The organism is Pseudomonas sp. HS6-2, assembly GCF_049325675.2.
GTDB lineage: Bacteria > Pseudomonadota > Gammaproteobacteria > Pseudomonadales > Pseudomonadaceae > Aquipseudomonas > Aquipseudomonas putida_N.
Window position 1 is genome coordinate 6,088,319 of record NZ_CM143906.1, and the last position, 21,566, is coordinate 6,109,884.

Annotated in this window: 14 protein-coding genes and 2 pseudogenes; 7 read left to right on the forward strand and 9 right to left on the reverse strand. The window is 63.9% G+C overall.

Annotated features, from left to right (window positions below):
- Positions 1-225 precede the first annotated feature (225 nt).
- Positions 226-5,265, forward strand: coding sequence for a trifunctional serine/threonine-protein kinase/ATP-binding protein/sensor histidine kinase (locus ACOKS3_RS28545; RefSeq protein ID WP_422763569.1), 5,040 nt, complete (start codon positions 226-228; stop codon positions 5,263-5,265).
- A 73-nt stretch (positions 5,266-5,338) separates the two neighbouring features.
- Here the strand turns inward: ACOKS3_RS28545 and ycaC (ACOKS3_RS28550) are convergent, their stop codons facing one another.
- Positions 5,339-5,965, reverse strand: coding sequence for an isochorismate family cysteine hydrolase YcaC (ycaC, locus tag ACOKS3_RS28550; RefSeq protein WP_103448514.1), 627 nt, complete (start codon positions 5,963-5,965; stop codon positions 5,339-5,341).
- Between the two features lie 72 nt (positions 5,966-6,037).
- Complete coding sequence (locus ACOKS3_RS28555) at positions 6,038-6,400, reverse strand: helix-turn-helix domain-containing protein (protein WP_103448513.1); 363 nt, start codon at positions 6,398-6,400, stop codon at positions 6,038-6,040.
- Positions 6,401-6,532: 132 nt separating this feature from the next.
- Here ACOKS3_RS28555 and ACOKS3_RS28560 point away from each other — a divergent pair, with 132 nt between their 5' ends.
- Complete coding sequence (locus ACOKS3_RS28560; protein WP_103448512.1) at positions 6,533-7,507, forward strand: GlxA family transcriptional regulator; 975 nt, start codon at positions 6,533-6,535, stop codon at positions 7,505-7,507.
- Between the two features lie 140 nt (positions 7,508-7,647).
- Positions 7,648-9,435 carry a monovalent cation:proton antiporter-2 (CPA2) family protein gene (locus tag ACOKS3_RS28565; protein WP_463581464.1) on the forward strand — a complete coding sequence of 596 codons (1,788 nt, stop codon included), beginning with the start codon at positions 7,648-7,650 and terminating at the stop codon, positions 9,433-9,435.
- A 4-nt stretch (positions 9,436-9,439) separates the two neighbouring features.
- Here ACOKS3_RS28565 and ACOKS3_RS28570 read toward each other — a convergent pair.
- Positions 9,440-9,724, reverse strand: a pseudogene (locus ACOKS3_RS28570) (HigA family addiction module antitoxin).
- Positions 9,725-10,095: 371 nt separating this feature from the next.
- Complete coding sequence (ycaC, locus tag ACOKS3_RS28575; protein WP_079230358.1) at positions 10,096-10,725, reverse strand: isochorismate family cysteine hydrolase YcaC; 630 nt, start codon at positions 10,723-10,725, stop codon at positions 10,096-10,098.
- A 136-nt stretch (positions 10,726-10,861) separates the two neighbouring features.
- On the opposite strand from ycaC (ACOKS3_RS28575), the gene ACOKS3_RS28580 reads away from it, so the two are divergent.
- The 3 genes from ACOKS3_RS28580 to ACOKS3_RS28590 all read left to right on the forward strand — a co-directional run bounded on the left by ACOKS3_RS28580 (position 10,862) and on the right by ACOKS3_RS28590 (position 14,732).
- Positions 10,862-11,773 carry a LysR substrate-binding domain-containing protein gene (locus tag ACOKS3_RS28580; RefSeq protein WP_103448509.1) on the forward strand — a complete coding sequence of 304 codons (912 nt, stop codon included), beginning with the start codon at positions 10,862-10,864 and terminating at the stop codon, positions 11,771-11,773.
- 96 nt (positions 11,774-11,869) lie between these two features.
- A complete protein-coding gene (locus ACOKS3_RS28585; protein ID WP_103448508.1) occupies positions 11,870-13,132 on the forward strand; it encodes an OprD family porin in 1,263 nt (420 codons plus the stop codon).
- 1 nt (position 13,133) lies between these two features.
- Positions 13,134-14,732, forward strand: a complete 1,599-nt coding sequence (locus tag ACOKS3_RS28590) for an MFS transporter (RefSeq protein ID WP_103448507.1) — start codon at positions 13,134-13,136, stop codon at positions 14,730-14,732.
- An 83-nt stretch (positions 14,733-14,815) separates the two neighbouring features.
- On the opposite strand, the gene ACOKS3_RS28595 is transcribed toward ACOKS3_RS28590, so the two are convergent.
- The 4 genes and pseudogenes from ACOKS3_RS28595 to ycaC (ACOKS3_RS28610) all read right to left on the reverse strand — a co-directional run bounded on the left by ACOKS3_RS28595 (position 14,816) and on the right by ycaC (ACOKS3_RS28610) (position 18,505).
- The gene (locus tag ACOKS3_RS28595) at positions 14,816-16,657 is read right to left on the reverse strand and encodes an amidohydrolase (RefSeq protein WP_422763602.1); all 1,842 of its coding nucleotides are present in this window, start codon (positions 16,655-16,657) and stop codon (positions 14,816-14,818) included.
- A 359-nt stretch (positions 16,658-17,016) separates the two neighbouring features.
- A pseudogene (locus ACOKS3_RS28600) lies at positions 17,017-17,154 on the reverse strand (alpha/beta fold hydrolase); the annotation flags it as partial.
- A gap of 39 nt (positions 17,155-17,193) precedes the next feature.
- Positions 17,194-17,760: an antibiotic biosynthesis monooxygenase gene (locus tag ACOKS3_RS28605; protein ID WP_103448505.1), complete on the reverse strand. Its 567-nt coding sequence runs from the start codon at positions 17,758-17,760 to the stop codon at positions 17,194-17,196.
- 115 nt (positions 17,761-17,875) lie between these two features.
- Positions 17,876-18,505, reverse strand: a complete 630-nt coding sequence (gene ycaC / locus ACOKS3_RS28610) for an isochorismate family cysteine hydrolase YcaC (protein WP_103448504.1) — start codon at positions 18,503-18,505, stop codon at positions 17,876-17,878.
- A 221-nt stretch (positions 18,506-18,726) separates the two neighbouring features.
- On the opposite strand from ycaC (ACOKS3_RS28610), the gene ACOKS3_RS28615 reads away from it, so the two are divergent.
- Positions 18,727-20,154 (forward strand): mechanosensitive ion channel domain-containing protein, encoded by a 1,428-nt coding sequence (locus ACOKS3_RS28615; RefSeq protein WP_422763570.1) that lies wholly within the window; start codon positions 18,727-18,729, stop codon positions 20,152-20,154.
- A gap of 31 nt (positions 20,155-20,185) precedes the next feature.
- Here ACOKS3_RS28615 and amaA read toward each other — a convergent pair whose 3' ends face one another.
- On the reverse strand, positions 20,186-21,472 hold the full coding sequence (gene amaA, locus ACOKS3_RS28620; RefSeq protein WP_103448502.1) for an L-pipecolate oxidase: 1,287 nt from the start codon (positions 21,470-21,472) through the stop codon (positions 20,186-20,188).
- Positions 21,473-21,566: the final 94 nt, after the last annotated feature.

Here is a 21,566-nt window from a genome sequence, read left to right on the forward strand (position 1 = left end):
GCATGGGCGTTTGCGCAGCCTCGGGCAGCCTAGGCGAGCAACCGCATTCAGACAATTATCCCGAGGGATAGGTTGGCCTCAGCACTATACAAGCGCCCTCCAGCCGCCAGGTATTGATAACGGACAACGGCGTACCCGTTTCTGCCAAGGAGGCTGCAGGCCGCATTCTTGAAGGGGTTGCTGCGTATACTCGCGCGTCAGGATGTCGCTAGCAGGGAGTGCTTTATGCTCGATGAACGCCTCGCAAACAGGCCCATCGATTTTGACCAGTCGATCGACGACGACTGGCTGAATCGCTGCGACATCACACAACTGGGCCAGGAGGGTGAGCTCAGCTACTTCCGCTTGCGCGACCCCGCCACCCGCCAAGCCTGGATCGCCGTGCGCGCACCGCTCGAGGCCCCCGCTGCCTGCCAGCGTCTTGAGCGCGACTACCGCCTGCAGCTGGACCCGCAATGGGCGGTAATCCCGTCAGCGTTCGTCCGTTCCGCCGAAGGCCCTTTGCTGGTGTACCCGGCCGGCCGCTCCATCGCCGACCTGATCAGCGAGGGCCCGATCGCCCTGGCGACCTTTCTCGACATCGCGGTAAATGCCGCCAACGCCTTGGCCCAAGCCCACGAGCACAATGTACTGCACGGTGCGTTGCAGCCCGAACACGTGTGCCTGCAGCCGAACCAGCGGGTGCGACTGGGCTGCTTTCGTGCCGATACGCCAGAGCTGATCAGCGAGCAGGGCAATGCGCTCGGCAACTGGGCCTACCTGGCACCGGAGCAGGTCTGCCCCCATGGCAGCAGCGGCGACCGGCGCAGCGACATCTATGCCTTGGGCGCGATCCTCTACCAGCTGCTGTTGGGCGAGCTGCCGCTGGCCGGGCGCGACACCCAGCACTGGCGCCAGTTGCATGCCGGCGTCCAGCCACGCACGGCCTGCGAGGTCGACCGCCAGGTGCCGCAGGCGCTCAGCAGGATCCTGGCCAAGGCCCTGGCAAAGGAACCTGACGCGCGCTACCAGAGCGCCCAGGCTCTGGCCGTAGACCTGGCCCACTGCCAACGGCAATGGGCCGCCAGCAAGACCATCGCCCCCTTCGAGCCCGGTTGCGCCGACCCGGTTTCGCCCAGTCGCGAGCGCCTGTACGGCCGCGAGGCCGAACAGAATGTCATCGCCCAGATGCTCAATGCCCTGCGTCGCGATAGCAAACCCCAGGTGTTGTTCATCAACGGCGCGGCGGGCATGGGCAAGTCCAGCCTGGTCCAGGCCGCACTCAAAGCCCATGCCGAAGGCTATTGGGCTGTCGGCACGTGCAGCAGCCCGGAACAGGCTGTGCCCTATGCCCCCTGGGTCGAGATCCTCGGTTCGCTGACCACCCAGCTGCTGGCCAAGAACAGCCAGGACCTGGACACCCTGCGCCGCGAGATCCTGGATCGCATCAAAGACCACGGTCGGTTACTCGGCAAACTGGCCCCAGACCTGCAACTGATCCTCGGCCCCCTGCCCGAGCTACCGGAAAAGCCCACTCGACTGGCATTGCAGAAGGCACAGCGGGCCATCGTCGAATTCCTGCAGGTGCTCAGCCACCCTGGCCACCCGCTGACGCTATGTTTCGATGACCTGCAGTGGGCCGACGATGCCAGCCAACAGCTGCTGGCACAGTTGCTCACCCAAGCCCCCGACAACCTGCTGCTGATCTTCGTTCAACGCAACGATGCGCACACCGCGGTTACGCCACTTGCCGCGCCCGCAACGCTGCGCAGCATCACCCTGAACCTTCGCCCACTGACCGTCGGTGCAGTCACCGAGCTGGTCGGCGAGCGTTACCACATCAGGCCCGACCAGGCGTTGCAGGTTGCCGAGCTGATTCACGGCAAGACCGCAGGCAACCCGTTCTTCATCAACCAGATCCTCAGGGTCATGGTCGAGGACCGGCTGTTCACCTTCGATACCCAGGCCATGCGCTGGTCATGGTGCCTGCAAGCCGTGGCCCGGCAACGCTATTCCGACAACGTCGCCGATCTGATGATCCACCGTCTGGCACGCCTGCCGGCGCCCCAACGGGATGTGCTGCGAATCGCCAGCGCGGCAGGCAGCCGCTGTGATGAACGCCTGCTGCTTGCACTGCTGCCGGGCAAACCGTTGAAGGCATTGATTGACGCGGGCTTCCTGCTACCGGGCCAAAAAGGTCTGAGCTTCGCCCATGGCCGTGTGATGGAGGCTGCCTATCAACTCACGCCTGCGTGTGATCGCGGCCAGCTGCATGCGAGCATTGCCCTGGCCATGCTCCAGGTCTGGCGCAACGACTTGCAGGAGGCTGTGTTCGAGGTCGCCAATCAGCTGCAACGCGCCAGCCCATGCGGGTTTGCAGCGGATGACTGCGATCTTTTCCTGCAGCTTTTGCGTGATGCGGCGCTGCGCTCGCGTGACACGGGCGCCTGCGAGCAGTCTGCGGCCTACCTGCAAACGTGCGAGCAGTTGCTGCAACAGAGCGCCACGCCGCAAAGCCACGCCACGCATGCCTTTGCCATTGCCTGCATGGCTGCAGAGTGCGACCTGCAGCTGTCGCGCATGACAGCAGCCGAAGAACGGATCATGGAATGCCGCCAGCGCGCACGTTCGACGCTGGAGCGGGCACGGGTATGCCGGCTGCAGGCACGCCTGCACACCGTGAGCGGCGATTACCAGGCCGCCATCAACACCGCCATTGCCGGCCTCGAACTGCTGGGGATCAGCCTGACTTGCGGTGTCGACCCGCAGCAGGTGGAAGCCAGCCATGCGCATGTCCGGGCCCTGATCGATCAGCAAGGCCGCCATTGCCTGGCGTCGCTGCCGCGTACCGACTCGGAGGAAGTCGCGGTTGCCATTAGCTTGCTGGCCACCTTGTCGTCATCGTTTTTCGTAAAGGACGATATCTGCTTCCTGCACCTGGCCAAGCTGATTGAGCTATCGCTGTTGCACGGTGTCGCCCCGGGCAGCACCTACGGCCTGGCCTGGTACGGGGTGATGATCGCCGAGCGCTTCGGCAGCTACCACGACGGCCATGCCTGCTGCCTGGCCGCGCTCAAGCTGATCGAACGGCACGGCTTCGAGGCCGATCTCACCAGCGCGCTGCTGGCCCTGGACCAGGTCAGTGCCTGGACCTCGCCCATGGAGTTTGCCCGCCGCATGGCGCTGGAAGCGCTCGACTCGACACGCGTGAGCGGTGACGTGGCCATGACCTGCTATGCCTGCAACCATCTAGTTTCCGACTCCCTGTTCATGGGCCGCTATCTGCCGGAGGTGGCCGAAGAGGTGGCACAGGGCCTGGCTACCGTGCGCGATTACGGCTACAGCGATATCGAACAGATCCTGCAAGCCCAGCAGGCATTCGTCGCCAGCCTGAGCGGCGTAACCTGCACGATCCCGCCCGCGCAGGTGAACTCACCCATAACGTTGTTCTTCCAGCAGCTGTTCAGCGGCATGTCAGCTTTCTACCTGGGCAATGTCGCGCAAGCCATGCACAGTCTGAACGCTGCGGGCGAAAACGCCTGGGCAGCACCGGCACATATCAACCTGGCGGACTACCACCTGTTCCGCGGCTTGGCCCTGGGCAGCCCGGAAGCCCCCGGCAGCCTTGTCGACAAGCTGGCCGAGCTGCAGGCCCTGCGCGAACGCTTCGGCCGCTGGGCCGGCTTCAATCCGGTGACCTTCCGCAGCAAGCTACTGCTGATCGAAGGGGTAATTGCCAAGCTCGAAGGCGACGGACTGGCGGCCATACGCTGCTTCGACCAGGCACAGATCGCCGCAACCGCCGCCGGTTTTATCCACGAACAGGCCCTGGCCCACGAGCAACTGGCCGAGGTCTGCATCCCCAGCGGGCTGATCTCCGGCGCCAACCTGCACCTGCGTATTGCCCGCGACTGCTTCCATATCTGGGGGGCGACCGGCAAGGTGCAGCAGTTGGAGGCCTTGCACCCGTTCTTGCGCACTCAACCCGTCCAGGAGACCTACCGCGCCACCCAGCAGGCCAAGCTGGACCTCGAGGCCGGTATCGAGGCGGCGCGGGCGTTGTCCGAGGAAGTGCTGCTCGAGGGCCTGATCGAGACGCTGATGGGCCACCTCACCCAACACTCCGGCGCCGATAACGGTGCACTGCTGATCGTCAGTGGTGCCGAGTTCCAGATGGCCGCCCTCGCCTTCATCGACGACGCCGGGCTGCACGTGAGCATGGACAACTGCCAGAAGTTCATGACCCAGGCGCCGCTGTCGATCATCAACGCCACCCTCCGTACCAAGAAGCCGTTGGTGCTCAATGATGCCCAAAACGATTGCCCCGAAGCCTTCCGCCAGGAGCTGCACGCACGCAACGCCCGTTCGGTGCTGTGCCTGCCGCTGGTGATCCAGGGCGTGCTGATCGGCCTGGTGTACCTGGAAAACCGCCTGGTGCCGAACCTGTTCGGCAGCCAGCGCCTGGCGATGCTGGAGATCCTCGCTTCACAGGCGGCCGTGTCGCTGCAGACGGCCAAGTTCTATACACGTCTGGCCGAGGACAACCAGGCCCGGGCGCAAATGGAAGAAGAACTGCGCCGATCACGCGCCGAACTTGCGCGCAGCGCCCACTTGCAGGTGATGAGCGAGCTGTCGGCGTCCATTGCCCACGAGATCAGCCAGCCGCTGCTGGGTATTGCCTCCAACGCCGCGGCCAGCCTGCGTTGGCTCAAGCGCGCCGAGCCCAACCTGGAAGAGGCGATTGCCGGCCTGGAAGACATCCGCAACGACAGCGAGCGCGCCGCCAATATCGTCCGCGCACTGCGCTCGCTGGCCAAACAGTCGCCAATGCAGCTCAAACCCGTAAAGGTCGACGAGCTGCTTCGCGAGGTACTACGGCTGACCTCGGCCGATGCCGCCAAGCACCTGGTCGAGGTACAGACCCGATTGCAGGCAGGGGTGAGCGTGATGGCCGACCCGGTGCAGCTGCAGCAACTGGTATTCAACCTGATCACCAATGCGCTGGAGGCCCTGGCCGGGTATCGCAGTGATGGCGTGTTGCGGATTTCATCTGCAGTGGGTGCAGACGTGGTGGAGATCTGCGTGGACGACAATGGGCCCGGCATCCCGCTGGATGAGCGGGCGCAGGTGTTTGACGCGTTTCATACCACGAAGGACGAAGGGTTGGGGATGGGGCTGGCGATCTGCAGCTCGGTGGTGCAGGCCCATGGTGGGCAGCTGCAGGCGCTGGAGTCGGCGTTTGGCGGGTGCCGGATTCGCTTCACTCTGCCTATGAATCATTCGTAGCCTGTTTCGGCCTCTGCGCGGCGGTTCGACGCCTCGACAAGCCCGCTCCCACAGAGGCCGGGGCAGGTTTACTTCAGCGAGCGCTCAACGCAGCATAGCTGTTCATCAGGTTGCGGTAGTTGGGGATCCGCTGCGACAGCAGGTTACCCAGCCCTTCGATGTCGTTGCGCCAGTCGCGGTGCAGCTCACAGGCCACCGAGAACCAGTTCATCATCTGCGCACCCGCCTGAGTCATGCGCACCCATGCCGCCTGCTGCACAGTCTCGTTGAAGGTGCCCGAGGCATCAGTCACCACGAACACTTCAAAGCCTTCAGCCAATGCCGACAGGGTCGGGAAGGCCACGCACACATCTGTCACCACGCCGGCGATGATCAGCTGCTTGCGGCCAGTGGCCTTGATCGCCTTGACGAAGTCCTCATTGTCCCAGGCGTTGATCTGGCCTGGACGAGCAATGTACGGCGCCTCCGGGAACATCTCCTTCAACTCCGGCACCAGCGGGCCGTTGGGGCCTTGCTCGAAACTGGTGGTGAGAATGGTCGGCAGGCCGAAGAACTTGGCCAGGTCGCCCAGGGCCAGGACGTTGTTCTTGAATTCGTTGGGCGAGAAGTCCTGCACCAGCGAGATCAGGCCAGTCTGGTGGTCGACCAGCAGCACCACGGCGTCGTCTTTGTTCAGGCGATTGTAATCAGGTTGGCTCATGGGGGTGACTCCTTGGGTTGGGAAAACGGGCCGGGACTTGCTCAAGGGCTTATCCCAGCGGATAGATCCGGCTTAAGAAAATGCCTGCGCCTGGCGCCAGGCCTTGGGCGGCTGGCCAACCAGGCGGCTGAAGGCGCGGGTGAAATGGGCCTGGTCGCAGAAGCCGCATTCCAGGCTCACGTGGGTGATCGGTGCCTCGGTGACGAGCAGGCGCTTGGCCTTTTCCATGCGCGCCAGCAAGCGCCAGGCCTGGGGCGACAGGCCGGTGTTGACCTTGAAGGCACGGGAGAAATGGCTACGGGTGAGGTTGCACACAGCCGCGATCTGGATGATCGACAGCGAGCTGCGCAGCATCAGTTCCTTGGCTTGGCGCAACCGCGCGGGCGTCAGTGCGCCGGGGGTCTGCAGAAGCTCTTGGGGCGTCCCAGGGTGCATGGCGACTCTCCTGTTCAATGGAGAAAGTCTCGCCGCCGGCCTGTGACAAAGTCCTGAGCCAAAGCTGAATTGTTCTTAATTGTGCAGCGCTGCCCTAAGATGCAGTGCTCAGAATACGAAGGGCTATGGGGTATGCAGGAAAATCGCGCTCATCGAACCGTGGCCATGGTGCTGTTCAACGACGTGCTATTGCTGGACGTAACCGGGCCGATGGATGCCTTTGCCATCGCCAACCGGTTCTTGCCTGAAGACAAACATTATCGGTTGTTGACCGTGGCCGACGGCCAAGGGACCATTCGAGGCTCATGCGGCCTTAAGGTCGTGGCCGACTTGCGCCTGGAGCAATTGCCGGCCAGCGTCGACCTGTTACTGGTACCCGGTGGACCGGGGGCCTACCACGTCGCCCTGCCGACGATCGAACGCTGGCTGCCCCAGGCCGTGCACCAGGCCCGGCGCTTCGGCGCAATCTGTACGGGGGTGTTTTTGCTCGGGCGTGCCGGGTTGCTCGGTGGCTATCGCTGCACCACCCACTGGAACTACGTGGAGCGTCTGGCCCAGGCGTTTCCCGAGGCCAAGGTTGAAACCGAGCAGATCTACGTGATCGACCGTTGCCTGATCACTTCGGGAGGGATCACTGCAGGGATCGACCTGGCGCTGGCGGTGGTGGCCGAGGACCACGGTAAGGCGCTGGCCCTGGAGGTCGCCAAGGTGCTGCTGGTCGCCCGCCATCGCCAAGGCGGGCAGACGCCTTACGGGCCGCTGCTGGCCGCCGTACCGAGGGATGATTCGCCGATTGCCCGGGTGCAGGCCTATATCGTCGACCACATCGACCAGGCGTTCACCGTGCAGAAGATGGCCGACCTGGTGGCCATGAGCGGGCGCAACTTTGCCCGAACCTTTCAGCGTGAGGTCGGGATCACGCCGCTGCAGTACCTGCAGAATGCGCGGATCGACCACGCGCGCAAACTGCTCGAGTGCGGCGAGCTGCCGTTGAAGGTGGTGGCGGCGCGCTGCGGGTTTGGCAGTGACCGGCATATGAGAAAGGTGTTCTGCGAGCGGATCGGCATGACACCGGCGCAGTATCGGGCGCAGTTTGGCGGGGCTTGAGTCAAGAGGCCGATACGCTTGTCTCGTTTTTCGGGACAATGTTTCTCAATCCGGGCAGATTGTCTGACTCCTGCACATTCCCCAGAATTGTCCGTCAAACTGTTCAAATGCTGCCCCGGCAGCTCATGGAGTACGAGCCAATGCCACACGAAGGCAGCCTTCTGCAAACCGCGGTGATCTTCCTGCTCGCCGCAGTCGTCGCCGTCCCACTGGCCAAGCGCCTGCAACTGGGAGCCGTGATCGGTTACCTGCTCGCCGGCGTGGCCATAGGCCCGCAGGCCCTGGGCCTGATTCGCGACACCGAAAGCGTCGCGCACATTTCCGAGCTGGGCGTGGTCCTGCTGCTGTTCATCATCGGCCTTGAGCTGTCGCCCAAACGCCTGTGGCTGATGCGCAAGTCGGTGTTCGGCGTCGGCACCGCACAGGTGCTGTTGACCGGCGCGGTGATCGGTGCCATTGCCCTGTTCGGCTTCGGCCAGTCGCTACCGGCTGCCATCGTGCTCGGCCTGGGCCTGGCGCTGTCGTCCACCGCCCTCGGCCTGCAAAGCCTGGCCGAAACCAAGCAGCTCAACGCGCCCCATGGCCGCCTGGCGTTCGCCATCCTGCTGTTCCAGGACATCGCCGCGATCCCGCTGATCGCCCTGGTCCCGTTGCTGGCCGCCAGCGGCCCGGACACCAGCCACGGCGACAGCCTGCAACACGGCTTGAAGGTATTCGCCAGCATCGCCGTGGTCATCATCGGCGGCCGCTACCTGCTGCGCCCGGTGTTCCGCACCGTGGCCCGCACCGGCCTGCCGGAAGTGTCCACTGCCACCGCACTGCTGGTAGTGATCGGTACCGCCTGGCTGATGGAAGAAGCCGGCATTTCCATGGCCTTGGGCGCCTTCCTCGCCGGCCTGCTGCTGGCCGACTCGGAGTACCGTCATGAGCTTGAATCGCAGATCGAGCCGTTCAAGGGCCTGCTGCTGGGGCTGTTCTTCATCAGTGTCGGCATGGGAGCCAACCTGAGCCTGCTGCTGGAAATACCACTGGTACTGCTGGGCCTGACCCTGCTGCTGGTGGCGGTGAAGCTGGCCCTGCTGATCGGCGTCGCCCGCCTGGCCGGCGGCCTGAACAGCGCCAGCGCGCTGCGCCTGGGCATGGTGCTGGCCGCCGGTGGCGAGTTCGCCTTCGTGGTGTTCAAGCTGGGCAAGGACCAAGGCCTGTTCGACACCCAGACCTACGACCTGCTGCTGATGACCATTACCCTGTCGATGGCCATCACCCCGCTGCTGATGCTCGGTTGTGCTCGCGCGCTCAAGCGCCCGCAACCGGCGCGTGATGTGCCCGAGCAGTACAAGACCATCGACGCTGGCACGCCGCGGGTGGTGATCGTCGGCATGGGCCGCATGGGCCAGATCGTCGCGCGCATCCTGCGGGCACAGAAGATCCCGTTCATTGCCCTGGAAACCTCGGTGGACACCATCGAAATGACGCGCATGTTCGAACAGGTGCCGGTGTTCTACGGCGACCCGCTGCGTCCGGAGGTGCTGCATGCGGCCAAGGTCGGTGAAGCGGAGTACTTCATCATCACCATCGATGACCCTGAAGCCGCCATCCATACCGCTGAACGAGTGAAGCGCCAATACCCGCACCTGAAAGTGCTGGCCCGCGCGCGTAACCGCCAGCATGTGCACAAGCTGGCGGATGTAGGGGCCGAGCCGATTCGCGAGACGTTTTACTCCAGCCTGGAGATGACCCGCCGGGCACTGGTCGGGCTGGGCTTGAGCGACGAGCAGGCGGCGGACCGGATCGAGCGGTTTGCCCAGCATGACGAGGAAGTGCTGGAGGCTCAGGGGCTGGTGCGTGATGACCGGGCCAAGGTGATGCAGACGGCCAAGGAGGCGCGGGTGGAGTTGGCGCGGTTGTTTGATTCGGATGCCGACTGATTAGTCAGGCAATCACCAGCCGCGCAATCTGTGGATGCTCACGGTTCGCGGCTTGCCATAGATCGTAAGCTGCCTGTTCGGCAAGCTACTGCCGAGCAGGACCAAGGCCCGCCAGCTCAAGTCGATAAGCAAGATCGGCTGAAATGGCGGCGCGCCCATTGAGCACTGTGGATAACTGCCCCCGTGAATAGCCGAGGTGGCGAGCCAACTCAGTGACGTTCATGCCAATTGCGGGCAACACGTCTTCTCGCAAGGATTCCCCAGGATGGGGAGGGTCGAACATAGGCATGAATGAAACCTCCTAGTGGTAATCCAGATAATCGACAAGTTCCACATCGGTACCCACGAAGCGGAATACCAGGCGCCAGTTACCCTAGACATAACTGCCCAAAAGCTGTCCCGCTTTCCATGCAGAGGATGAAGGCGGTTACCAGGACGGCTCATATCTGCAGGCGTTTGTGCGACCTCAAGGGAAGCAAGTAAGCGCCGTAGCCACCGACGGGGTTCCTGATCCAGTTACTGCCGCTGAATGGCAACTGGCTTCGCGCTCGGGGGAAACGCTAGCAACGACACCGGTAAGGGTCAAAGGATGGAACAAAGCGCAACAAAAAAGGACGGCCCCATGTTGGGGCCGGCCTCTTCTATTTGAACTGCTCGGTGTTACTTACCTGCAGTCAGCGCGTTGTAGCTGGTCATCAGGTTGCGGTAGTCCGGAATATGGTTGGAGCACAACGCCGCCAGCCCTTCGATGTCGTTGCGCCAGTCACGGTGCAGCTCACAGGCCACGCCGAACCACGTCATCAGCTGGGCACCGGCCCGGCTCATGCGATCGTGGGCAGCATCACGGGTCATTTCGTTGAAGGTGCCGGAAGCATCGGTCACCACGAACACCTCGAACTCTTCTTCCAGGGCTGCCAGCGCCGGGAATGCCACGCAGACCTCGGTAACCACACCCGCAATGATCAGCTGCTTCTTGCCAGTCGCCTTCACCGCCTTGACGAAGTCTTCGTTGTCCCAGGCATTGATCTGACCTGGCCGGGCGATGTACGGGGCGTCGGGGAACAGTTCCTTCAGCTCCGGTACCAGCGGGCCGTTGGGGCCTTGCTCGAAGCTGGTGGTGAGGATGGTCGGCAGGTTGAAGAACTTGGCCAGGTCCGCCAGGGCCAGGACGTTGTTCTTGAACTTGTCCGGCTCGATGTCGCGGACCAGGGACAGCAGGCCCGCCTGGTGGTCGACCAGCAGGACAGCAGCGTCGTCTTTGTTCAGGCGGTTGTAGGTGAATTTGCTCATGGTCTGTGCTCCTAAGGTTTATGAATTTTTCAGCAATCTGGGGGTGTCTCGCGTTGATGGGCACAGATTAAAATCATCACCTTTACGGCGGTAGACTGCGAAAATTGCCCTTAGCGTTCCATCTGGAGAACGACCGTTGGAAGACCTCAACTCCCTCTATTACTTCACCCAGGTTGTAGAGCACGGTGGCTTCGCCCCAGCCGGGCGGGCGCTGGACATGCCCAAGTCGAAGCTCAGCCGGCGCATCGCCGACCTTGAGGAGCGCCTGGGCGTGCGCCTGCTACACCGCACCAGCCGCCACTGCTCGCTGACCGAGATCGGCCAGGCCTACTACAACCGTTGCCTGGCCATGCGCGTGGAAGCCGAGGGCGCGGCAGAGATCATCGAGCGCAATCGCAGCGAACCGCGCGGGCTGGTGCGCATCAGTTGCCCGACCACCCTGCTCAACTCATGGGTCGGGCCGATGCTGACCCGCTACATGCTCAAGTACCCGCAGGTCGAGCTGTTCATCGAGAGCACCAACCGCCGTGTCGACCTGCTGCACGAGGGCTTTGACATTGCCCTGCGGGTGCGCTTCCCGCCGCTGGAGAACACCGACATGGTGATGAAGGTGTTGAGCAACAGCACCCAGTGCCTGGTCGGCCAGCCGCAGTACCTGGAACAGCTGCCGAAAGGCTTTGACCCAAAGTTGCTCGGCACGCTGCCAAGCCTGCATTGGGGCAGCGCGCAGCGGGAGTATCAGTGGGAGCTGTTCCAGGGCGAGGACAACAGCCGCAGTATCGTCATCCCGCATACGCCGCGTATGGTGACCGATGACCTGTTCGCCCTGCGCCACTTCGTGGTGGCTGGAGTGGGCATTGCGCATTTGCCGCGGGTGGCGGTGCGTGAAGACCTGGCGGCGGGGCGACTGGTGGAGCTGACGCCTGACTGGCACCCACGATGCGGCATCGTGCATGCGATCTTCCCGTCGCGGCGCGGGTTGCTGCCGTCGGTGCGGGCGCTGATCGATCACCTGGCCGAAGAGTTCGCCATCAGCGACATGGCTTGAGGCCGGCAGCGGTTAAGCAGTTCAACCAGCACACCGTTACAAGACCCCTGACCTATCCTTGCTTCACAGTCCCGGATCATCCCCCTTGGAGGCCCCATGATCCGCGCCAATCACGGACCAGGCCGCGCCCTGTTCGCCACCCTCGCCCTCTGCCCGGCACTTGGCCAGGCAGACGAACCTGGCTGGTCGCTGCTCAGCCGCAACTACTTCCTGCACAGCGACTACCGCTCGCCCTCCGCCAGCGGCCAGAACTACCGCCAGGAATGGGCCCAGGGTTTCATCGGCGAGGTCCGCTCCGGCTTCACCGAGGGCACAGTCGGCGTCGGCCTCGACGCCCACGGTTTCCTCGGCCTCAAGCTCGACGGTGGTCGCGGCCATGCCGGCACTGGCCTGCTGCCTCGCGACAGCGATGGCCGCGCCGAGTCCGACTACTCCAGCGCCGGCGCCGCGCTCAAGCTGCGCCTGGGCAACACCCAGTTGCGCTACGGCGAAATGACTGTGGAAACCCCGGTGTTCGATACCGGCGACAAGCGCCTGCACCCCGAATATGCCACTGGCTGGTTAATGGACAACACCGACCTGCCCGACTGGCGGCTGCAGGCCGGGCGCTTCACCGCCTTCAACAACCAGGACAACAGCTCCACCCACGATGACTTCAGCGGCTACGGCGCCACCACCCAAAACCGCGCCATCAGCTTGGCCGGCGCCACCTTCGCGCCGCACGGCCCGTTCGGCGGCGCGCTGTACGCCGGGGAGCTGGAGGACACCTGGCGCCAGGCCTACCTCAACCTGAACCTGGCCGAGGGCAACTGGCGCCTGGACGGCAATCTCTACAAGACCCGTGACACCGGCAACGCCAGCGCCGGAGCGATCGACACCCTCGCCTACAGCCTGCTGACCAAGTACAGCTTCGGCGCTCAGGCCCTGACCCTGGCTTACCAGAAGGTCGAGGGCGACACGCCGTTCGACTTCGTCGGCGGCGACTCCATCTACCTGGCCAACTCGATCAAGTACGCCGACTTCAACGGCCCCGGCGAACGTTCGTGGCAACTGCGCTATGACCTCAACTTCGCCACCCTAGGCGTCCCGGGCCTTAGCCTGATGGGCCGCTACGTCAGCGGTCGCGGCATCGATGGCAGCCATGCCCCTGCGGGCGGCGCCTACGTGAACCAGTACGGCCAGGGCGGCAAGCACTGGGAGCGCGATATCGACCTGAAATACGTGGTGCAGTCTGGCGCTGCCAAAGACCTGAGCCTGTCCTTCTCCCACGTCAGCCACCGCGCCAACCAGGCCCAGGCTGGCGATGACATCGACCGTATCTACCTGATCATCGAATACCCACTCAAAGGCAGCTTCTGACATGAGCACGTCCCCTTCAGGCGCCTGGAGCCCGTTGCGCAACACCACCTTCCGCATGCTGTGGATTGCCACCATAGCCTCCAATATCGGCACCTGGATGCACGAGGTGGGCGCCGGCTGGCTGATGACCACGCTGTCGGCCAACCCACTGCATGTGGCGCTGATCCAAGTGGCCGGCTCGCTGCCGATGTTCTTCCTTGCCCTGCCGGCCGGCGCGGCGGCGGATATCGTCGACAAACGCCGCTACTTGCTGCTGGTGCAGTTGTGGATGTCATCGGTGGCCGTGGTGCTGGCGGCCCTGACGCTGCTCGGGCTGATGAATGTCACCCTGCTACTGGTGCTGACATTGGCGCTGGGTATCGGCACGGCGTTGATGATGCCGGCCTGGAGCGCGCTGACGCCGGAGCTGGTGGGCAAGGAAGACCTGGCCAACGCGGTAGCCATTTCCAGCGTCGGCATCAACGTGTCCCGCGCCATCGGCCCGGCACTGGCCGGCGTGGTGGTGAGCATGGTCGGCCCCTGGCTGACGTTCGCCTTGAATGCCGCGTCCTTCGCCGGGGTAATCCTGGTGCTGTTCCTGTGGAAACGCGACGTGAAGGAGCCGTTGTTACCGGCCGAGCGCTTCGTCGGCGCCATGCGCACCGGCCTGCGCTTTGCGCGCAGTGCCAAACCCTTGCAGGCCGTGCTGTTGCGGGCGTTGGCGTTCTTTTTCTGCGCCAGTGCCGGGACCTCGCTGCTGCCGTTGATCGTACGCGGTGAGATGCACGGCACTGCGGCCGACTTCGGCCTGCTGCTGGCGGCCATCGGCATCGGTGCGGTAGCCGGCGCCACCTTGCTGCCCCGCCTGCGCGAGCGCATCAGCCGCGACCGCCTGGTGATGTTTGCAAGCTTGCTGTACGCCCTGTTCCTGCTGGCCCTGGCGCTGGTACGCAGCTTCTACGTATTGCTGCCGGCGATGCTGCTCAGCGGTGCAGCGTGGATCGCGGTGCTGTCCAACCTCCAGGTGGCGGCGCAGACTTCGGTACCGGCCTGGGTACGGGCGCGGGCATTGTCGGTGTACATCCTGGTCTTCTTCGGTGCCATGGCCAGCGGCGGGTTGCTGTGGGGTACGCTGGCCAGTCATGCGTCGATCACCCTGAGCCTGTTGCTGGCAGCCGGTGGCCTGGCGCTGGGTACGTTGCTGACCTGCAAGGTCACGCTGCCGGAAACCGAAGCCGAGGAGCTGACGCCGTCGCTGCACTGGCCGGTACCGGTGCTGAGCGATGACATGGACAAGGAAAGCGGGCCGGTCATGGTGACCGTGGAGTACCACATCGAGCCAGCCAAGGCCGAGGCGTTTCAGCAGGCAGCGCGTGAGCTGGAGGCGATGCGCAAGCGCAATGGCGCGTTGTCTTGGGGGTTGATGCGTGACAGTGCAGATCCTGCGTTATGGCTGGAGTTCTTCTTCGAGGAGTCGTGGCTGGAGCATTTACGGCATCACCATCGGGTGACCCGGGGGGAGCTGAAAATCGAGGCGCGGGTGCGGATGCAGCAGACCGATGGGGTCGAGGTGAAGATCCGGCATCTGTTGGCTGGGGGGGAGCACAAGGCTCACCATTGATCGTGGCCTTCCCGCGAAGAGGCCAGCACTGAAGGAACAAAAAAGGGGGCCAGTAACTGGCCCCCTTTTCACATCAACTCAGCTTAGAAAGCGAAGCACGAGCAACCCAACGCCCCCCAGAAGCCCTGGAAGTCATTGACCGGCACACTCGATTGACGCGCCTTGTCATGGCTGTGCGCATGCACCCCGCACGGCCCCGAACATTGATGCACGGCTGCTGCCAGCGACGGCGTGCCCACGCGCCAGTGCCCCGGCACCTTGACCACCGGTGACCACTCCGGCAGCACCGGCACCTGCGGCGGGCCGAGCTTGTCGAATTCGGCCGCGCCGTACACCACCTTGCCGTCAACAACCGTCAGCACCGACTCGATGCCCTTGATCGCTTCTTCATCGACGCTGAAGAAGTCCAGCGACAGCGCCGCAAGGTCGGCCAGCTGGCCTACCTTGATCTGGCCCTTCTTGCCCTGCTCGCTGGAGAACCAGGCGCTGCCCTGGGTGAACAGCTGCAGTGCGGTTTCGCGGTCCAGGCCTTCCTTGTACAGCTCCATGCCGCCGACGGTCTTGCCGCTGACCAGCCAGTACAGCGAGGTCCACGGGTTGTAGCTGGACACGCGGGTGGCATCGGTACCGGCACCCACCGGCACGCCCATCTCAAGCATGCGCTTGATCGGCGGGGTCTGCTCGGCCGCCTTGGCGCCGTAGCGGTCGACGAAGTATTCACCCTGGAAGGCCATGCGGTCCTGGATAGCAATGCCGCCACTCAGCGCGCGCACGCGCTCGATGTTCTCCGGGGTGATGGTCTCGGCGTGGTCGAAGAACCACGGCAGGCCGTTGAACGGGATGTCGCGGTTGACCTTCTCGAACACGTCGAGCATGCGCGTGATCGATTCGTTGTAGGTGGCGTGCAGGCGGAATGGCCAGCGCTGCTCGACCAGGTGGCGCACCACCGGCTCCAGTTCTTCTTCCATGGTCTGCGGCAGGTCCGGGCGCGGCTCGAGGAAGTCCTCGAAGTCGGCGGCGGAGAACACCAGCATCTCGCCAGCACCGTTGTGGCGCAGGAAGTCGGTGCCGCTGTGCAATTTGACGCTGGAGGTCCACTTGCGGAAGTCGTCCAGCTCTTCCTTGGGCTTCTGGGTGAACAGGTTGTAGGCGATGCGCACGGTCAGCTGGTTGTTGTCGGCCAGCTCCTGGATCACCGAGTAGTCATCGGGGAAGTTCTGATAGCCGCCGCCAGCATCGATGGCACTGGTCAGGCCCAGGCGGTTCAGCTCGCGCATGAACTGACGGGTGGAGTTGACCTGATATTCCAGCGGCAGCTTCGGCCCTTTGGCCAGGGTTGCGTAGAGGATCATCGCGTTGGGGCGGGCGATCAGCATGCCGGTCGGGTTGCCGAACTTGTCGCGCTGGATCTCGCCACCCGGCGGATTGGGCGTGGTCTTGTCGTAGCCGACGGCCTTGAGGGCAGCGCGGTTGAGCAGCGCGCGGTCGTACAGGTGCAGCAGGAACACCGGGGTGTCCGGCGCAGCCTGGTTGATTTCCTCCAGGGTCGGCATGCGTTTTTCGGCGAACTGGAATTCGTTCCAGCCACCGACCACGCGCACCCATTGAGGGGTCGGCGTGCGTGCGGCCTGGTCCTTGAGCATGCGCAGGGCATCGGCCACCGACGGCACGCCTTCCCAGCGCAGTTCCAGGTTGTAGTTCAGGCCACCGCGGATCAGGTGCAGGTGCGAGTCGTTCAGGCCCGGGATCACCGTGCGCTGCTTGAGGTCGATGATCTGCGTGGCAGCGCCCTTGTGGGCCATGGCCTCGGCGTCGTTACCCACGGCGACGAAGCGGCCGTCCTTGATGGCGACGGCAGTGGCGGTGGGCTTTTCGCGGTCAACGGTGTGCAATTTGCCGTTGAACAGAATCAGGTCGGCGTTCATGGAGCCTCCTTGGGTGGATGCGTGGGCGGAACCGGCTTGGCCGGTGAAGGGCAATGCGGACCAGAGAGCGCCGGCGGCACCTAGCACGGTGCTGGTGGCGAGGAACTGGCGACGAGTCTTGTCGTTGCGGTCCTGGGGCATGGGCTTCTCCATCTGGGTGCGACGGCGGCAGCCGCAACTGCGGAGCATGCCGGTTGGTGCAAGGCCAGAGATTGCATGGATGTGCGGTGAGTCGTAGAAGGTTAGCCCTGTTCACCATTTGTGCTGCCAGGGTTTCTCCCGCGAATACCTACCGCAACTACTTCTGGAGGAATGCCAGCAGGTCTTCATTGAGCTGCTGCGCATGGGTCACGGCAAACCCGGCTGGCCAGGAACTCCATCTGCGCGTCCCACATGTCGGCGTCCAGTGGCCAGCCGTGGCTGAACAGCACCGGTTTGCCGCTGCCCCAGTCCTTGTAATAGATCGAAGTGCCGTCGCGGGTAACAAGCGTGGTCATGTCGGCATCTCCTTGAAAGTCAGAAGGTGAAGACGTGGCTCAGCCGCGCAGCCAGTTGGCGCAGCGGCGGGTTACCCAAGGCATGATGTAGAACACCACGGGCAGAATGACGAACAGGTTGACGATGAGGTTGCCGCTGACCGGGCCGCCCAGCTGCGGGAAGCGGGTGAACAACGGTGCCAGCAGCTGCGGGATGACCATGGTCATCGGGCAGATCACCAGATAGGTCAGCAGCGCCTGCTTCCAGCGTGGCGGTTGCGCCGCGTTGACGCTCGGCGGGGTGAACCAGAACTCCGGGTCGTCGTGCACCTGGGTGTGGTCACCGCCTTCGAGCAGTGGCAGCACTTCGTTGACCAGCGCCTGGCGCTCGGCCGAGTTGACCCAGGCCTGCAGCAGGCTGGCGTCGGCGAAGCGCACCACGGTGGTGAAGTGCAGACCGCCTTCATCGGGGCGGATGACATTGACGTCCAGATGCCCCGGCTGACGGCGTGCGGCGCTGACCGTACGCTTGAGCCACGCTTCGTAAGCCGCCAGCGACTCGGCGCGGGCCTTGTGCTGGATGACCAAGGTCACCACGTTGCGGTTGTCTTGGAGTGCGGTGTTCATCGGCGTTCCTTGAGATGAGCTTGCCCGCATCCACTGTGCAACGGCGGACGGGCGGAGGATTGAATGAGTGTGCTGCCCTTGGCGGGCACCGCCTGGCGGTGCCCGGGGGCGCGGCTTACTTGTTGGCGTTGAAGGCGTTGTAGCTGGTCATCAGGTTGCGGTAGTCCGGGATGTGGTTGGAGCACAGCGCGGCCAGGCCTTCGATGTCGTTGCGCCAGTCGCGGTGCAGCTCACAGGCCACGCCGAACCAGGTCATCAGTTGTGCGCCTGCCTGGCTCATGCGGTCATGGGCGGCGTCGCGGGTCATGGCGTTGAACGTGCCGGAAGCGTCGGTCACCACGAACACTTCAAACTCTTCTTCCAGAGCAGCCAGCGCCGGGAAGGCCACGCACACTTCGGTCACTACGCCGGCGATGATCAGTTGCTTCTTGCCCGTGGCCTTCACCGCCTTGACGAAGTCTTCGTTGTCCCAGGCGTTGATCTGGCCTGGGCGGGCAATGTATGGAGCGTCCGGGAACAGTTCTTTCAGCTCCGGCACCAGCGGGCCATTGGGGCCTTGCTCGAAGCTGGTGGTGAGGATGGTCGGCAGGTTGAAGAACTTGGCCAGGTCGGCCAGGGCCAGGACGTTGTTCTTGAACGCGTCCGGCTCGATGTCGCGCACCAGGGACAGCAGGCCAGCCTGGTGGTCGACCAGCAGGACAGCGGCGTCGTCTTTGTTCAGGCGGTTGTATTTGAAGTTGGTCATGGTGGTAGCTCCTAAGGGTTTTGATTTTCAGTAAGTTGGGTGTTTCGCGTTGATGGGAGAAGATTAAAACCAACACCTTTGGAGCGGTAGTTAGTGGTTTTTGGCTTTAGCGTTCTATTTAGGGAACGATCTGTTGGCAGTGGATTTGCTGGTCACATTGCTTGCCCGAGCAACCTGCTCTATTACTACGCACAGCCCTCCCCTCATCCCCCGAGACTTCCATGCTGGCGTTCATCCAGTCGTCCCCGTTGTTGCTCGGCACCGCCCTGATCCTGCTCGACCTCGTGCTCTGGCAGCTGATCCCGATCCAGCGCCGGGCCTGGCGAATCGGCGCACGGCTGGCGATATTCCTGCTGTTCAGCTCGGTACTGGTGGCTGCCGGCATGAGCCCGCTGCAACCACCGCCGTGGCCCGACGATGTGTCGCGCAACCTGATGGCCACAGTACTGACCATCGGTTGGTGGCTGTTTGGCGCGCGTACGGTAACCGTGGTGTTCGGCCTGTTGCTGGTGGCCCGTGGCAGCCATGGCGGGCGCCTGCTGCAGGATGTGCTGGGGGCGCTGATCTTCCTCGCGGCCGTGGTCGCGGCGGCGGGCTATGTGCTGCAACTGCCGGTGAAGGGCCTGCTGGCCACCTCCGGGGTAATGGCCATCGTCATCGGCCTGGCGCTGCAGAGCACCCTGGCCGACGTGTTCAGCGGCATCGTGCTGAACACCACGCGGCCCTATCAGATTGGCGATTCGATCTCCATCGACGGCACCGAGGGCAAGGTGCTGGATATCGACTGGCGCGCCACGCGCCTGCTCACCGGCAGTGGCAGCCTGGCGGTGATTCCCAACTCGGTGGCGGCCAAGGCACGGCTGCTCAACCACAGCCGTCCGGCCGATGTGAACGGGGTGTCGATCTGTGTGGTTGTACCGGCCAAAGTACGCCCCAAGCGGGTTTTCGATGCCCTGGAGAAAGCCCTGCAAGGCACCAGCGCGATCCTCCCCTCACCCAAGCCCAAGGTCTCGGTGAAAGCCTCGACACTGGAATCGGTGGAGTACGAGGCCAGCGGATTCATCGCTGACATGGCCGGCAAGACCGACGCACGCAACCAGCTGTTCGACCTGGCGCACCGCCATCTGGAGGCCAATGGGGTGATGTGGAACGTCGACTTGGCCATGCCGCCACGCAGCCGTCAGCGCGAAGTGCTGGACGAGGTGCGGGTGTTCCGCTCACTGAGTGATGAAGAACGGGATGCCTTGAGCCAACGCATGACCGCGGTGGAGTACCTGGCCGACCAGGTGATTTTGGAGGTGGGCGAGCAGTCCGAGCATTTGCTGGTGATTGGCAGCGGCGTGGTTTCGGCGTCGGTGCGCGATGGCGACAAGCTGCTGGAGGCGGGGCGCATGGGGCCGGGTGAGGTGCTGGGGATCGAGGGGATCATCGATGAAGATGACTCGTTTGCCGAGTTCAGGACCCTGACCAGTTGCGTGCTTTATCGGATCGAGAAGGAACAGGTGAAGAGCTGCCTGGTGCAGCGTGGCGAGGTGCAGACGGCGCTGACCAAGTTGCAGCGGTTCCGGCGCCAGAGCCGGGAATCGTTGTTGCTGCAGAAGCCGGTTTCGATCAAGAAAGGCGGCTTCCTCAGCTGGTTGCACAAATAAACCTGTATCGGCCCCGCGAAGAGGGCCGTGGTTACAGCACAACTCTCAGACATTGCCCCGCGTGGTACAGCGAGAACCCGGATTCATAGAACGCGGTCCGCAACGAAGGCGCGCTCACCCCGGCCATGGGCGAGAACGGAATCGGCAAGCTGTCTGCTTCCCCCTTCAGCAGGAACTCGGCAAACGCTCGGCCAATCACGGTTCCGGTGGTGTTGCCACGGCCGTTATAACCCGTCACCGCCACCAGCCCCGGCGCCGGCTCGAACAGCCGCATCAGGTGGTCCGGGGTGAAGTCGATACAGCCGGTCCAGTGCATTTCCCACTCGACCTTGCCCAGCTCCGGGTAGTAATGGCTCTGGATCCGGTCGGCCCAACTGCGCACGAACCAGGCCGGTTTGTTGTCGACCCGGCCGAGGCTACCCAGCAGCAGGCGGCCCTGGTCGTCGCGGCGGATGCTGCTGAGTACGGTGCGGGTGTCCCACGAGCCCTGGCCGTGCGGCAGCACCTTGTCGGCTGCCGCACCGTGCAGCGGCTTGGACGCCACCTGGTAGTAGTACCCACGGAAGAACTGCTTCTGCAGGTTGCTCCAGTCGCCTTCGGTGTAGGCACCAGTGGAAATCACTACTTTCTCGGCGCGTACCGAACCACGCGCAGTCTTCACCCGCCAGGCGTCGCCCTCGCGCTCAAGGCCTTCGACCGAGGATTGCTGGAACAGCTTGCCGCCCAGGCGCGCCACGGCGGCAGCCAGGCCCTGGGTGTAGCCCATCGGGTTGATGGTGCCGGCGCGGCGGTCGAGCAACGCGGCGGAAATTTTGTCGGTACCGCAGTATTCCTGGCACTGGGTGCCGGTCAACAGCTCGACGTCGGCACCACGGCGGCGCCATTGCTCGTGGCGGGCCTGGAGGTCGGCAATGCCGGTGGCGTTGTGCGCCATGTGCAGCGTGCCTTTGTGCTGGGCCTGGCAGTCGATGCCGAGGCGCTCGATCATGGCGAACACTTCAGCCGGGGCTTCACCGAGCACCTTGTTCAGGCGGCTGCCCTGCTTCTGGCCGAGGGTTGCCTCGACGTCATCGGGGCGGATCCAGGTGCCGGCGTTGACCAGGCCGACGTTGCGCCCGGAGCCGCCGTGGCCGATCTTCCAGGCCTCCAGCAGGATCACCGACTTGCCCTGTTCGAGCAGGTGGATGGCCGTCGACAGGCCGGTGATGCCGCCGCCGATCACGCAGACATCGGCCTTGTGTTCCCCGGCCAGGGCCTGGCTGGCGACGCTAGGTTGGCTGACGTGTTCCCACAAGCATTGTTGACGCAGTTCGGACATGGCCCGGCTCCAGCAATTTGTTCTTGTTGGGGCTGCTTTGCAGCCCATTCGCGGGGCAAGCCCGCTCCTACAGGGATCGCGCAGGCGATGGAGA